Below are 2,412 nucleotides of genomic sequence, written 5' to 3'. Positions count from 1 at the left end.
CGCACCCCCCAACCGCCCCGCAAGACCCGCCACCGTCGGCGCCTCGAACACCGCGGTGACCGGAATGTCGATGCCCAGGACCGCTCGGACCCGGCTGACCAGCCGCACGGCCAGCAGGGAGTGCCCGCCCAGCGCGAAGAAGTCGTCCTCCACGGTGACCCCGGGCCGGTCGAGCACCTGGGCGAATATCGTGCACAGCAGCTCCTCGTACACGGTGGCGGGCCGCCTGCCCGGCCCGGCGCCGGACGCGTGGAGCGGGGCGGGCAGCGCGGCGCGGTCGACCTTGCCGTTCGCCGTCAGCGGCAGTTCGTCGAGCACCAGCACCGCGGGCGGCACCATGTACTCGGGCAGCCGGCTCGCCACGAAGTCCCGTGCCGTCGCGGCGAATCCCGGGTCCGCCGCGTGGTGGGCCAGGACGACGTAGGCAGCGAGGTACTTGTCGCCCGGGGTGTCCTCGCGGGGCACGACGACCGCCTGGGCCACCTGGCCGTGCGCGGCGAGCACTGCCTCGACCTCGCCCGGCTCGACACGGAAGCCGCGGATCTTCACCTGGTCGTCCGCCCGGCTCAGGAACTCCAGCTGACCGGCGCGGTTCCAGCGCACCACGTCCCCGGTGCGGTACATCCGCGCACCGGCCTCCTCGAACGGGCACGCCACGAACCGCTCGGCGGTCAGCCCAGGGCGGTGCAGGTACCCCCTGGCAAGACCCGCGCCGGCGATGTACAGCTCACCGGCCACTCCCGCGGGGACGGGGCCGAGATACTCGTCGAGCACGTACATCCGGGTGTCGTCCAGCGGATACCCGACCGGTACGACGTCCCCGACGGCCTGCGGGTCCTGGAGCGGGATCTGGGTGCCGATGACGGTGACCTCGGTCGGACCGTACGTGTTGCGGACCGTGATGCCGGGCACCGCCTGGAGCACGCGCCGTACTGCCGCGGCGGGCACCACGTCGGCACCGGTGAACACCTCGTGCAGTCCTGCGAAGGCCGTGGGGTCCTCCTCGGCGATCACCCGGAAGAGGCCCGCGGTCAGCTGGGCGTGGGTCAGTCCGTACTCTCCGGTCAGCGACCTGAGCTGCGCCGCGCCGACGCGGCCGCGGGGAGCGAGGACCACCTGGCCGCCCGTCAGCAGCCGCACCCACAGTTCGAGGGTGGAGCCGTCGAAGGTGTGCGGTGCGGAGAACAGGCCCCTGGCCTGTCCGGGGAAGTCCCAGCAGCGGTCACCGGCCAGTTCCACCACGTCCCGGTGGGTGGTCGCGATGCCCTTGGGTTCACCCGTCGACCCGGAGGTGAACATCACGTAGGCCAGCTGGTCGGGCATGACCCGCACCGCCACCGCCGAGTCCGGCGCACCGGCCCAGGCGGCCCCCGCCGGGTCCTCGTCGGCCACGACCACCGTGCGCACGTGCTCCTCCACGGCCTGCGCGTACGCCCGGTCGGCCAGGCACACGTCCACGCCGGCCTGCCGCAGCACTCGCCCGATGCGCTGCGCCGGCTGGCCGGGATCCACGGGCACGTAGGCGCCACCCGCCTTCACCACGGCAAGCAGAGCGGTCACCAGGTCGGCCGAGCGGTCCATGACCACCCCGACGAGGGACTCGGTGGTCACACCACGGTCGGACAGATGGCGGGCGAGGCGGTTGGACCTGGCCTCCAGTTCGCCGTAGGTCACCCGCTCCCCGCCGAAGGCCAGGGCTACGGCATGCGGGGCGCGGGCCGCCTGCGCGGTGAACAGCGCCGGCACCGTGCGGGTGGCCGGGCGGCGGTCGCCGTTCCACTCCGTGAGCAACCGCTGCCGTTCCGCGGGGTCCAGCAGGTCGAGCCGGCTCACGGGGCGGGCAGGGTCGGCGGCGACAGCCTTCAGGACGCGGACCAGCCGGGTGACCAGCGTCTGGGCCGTGGCCTCGTCGAACAGGTCGGTGGCGTACGTGAGTCCGCCGAGCAGTCCGTCGGGCCTGCCGTGGCCGTCGAAGCGTTCGACGACCTGGAAGTCGAGGTCGAGCTTGGCCATCGTGGTCTCGCTCATGCGGACTTCGGCGTCCAGGCCCGGCAGGTCGATCCTCGCCTCGGGGACGTTCTGCACCGTCATGGTGACCTGGAACAGCGGGTGCCTGGCCATGGAGCGGGCCGGAGCCAGCTCCTCCACCAGCCGCTCGAACGGCACGTCCTGGTGCTCCAGCGCGCCCAGCGCCGCCTGCCGCACCCGCCCGAGCACCTCGGCGAAGGTCGGATCACCCGACAGGTCGGTCCGCACCACCAGCATGTTCGTGAACAAGCCGACCAGGTCCTCCGCCACTTGGTCGGTCCTTCCCGCGATCGCGCTGCCGATCGGGATGTCCTTGCCCGCGCCCAGCCTGGACAGCAGCACCGCCAGGGCGGCCTGCCACACCATGAACATCGTCACGCCCTC

The 2,412-nt window shown here is 72.8% G+C and carries 1 protein-coding gene; it reads right to left on the bottom strand.

What is annotated here, in order from left to right; genetic code table 11:
* Positions 1-2,412, bottom strand: a 2,412-nt coding sequence (locus tag ABEA77_RS33675; protein ID WP_345655947.1) for a non-ribosomal peptide synthetase, incomplete at both ends; no start/stop codon positions are given.

It is taken from the genome of Streptomyces tremellae (assembly GCF_039540215.1).
In the GTDB taxonomy this organism is placed as follows: Bacteria; Actinomycetota; Actinomycetes; order Streptomycetales; family Streptomycetaceae; genus Streptomyces; species Streptomyces tremellae.
Note: the sequence above shows the minus strand (reverse complement) of the source record. Positions and strands in the feature narration are given on the sequence as shown.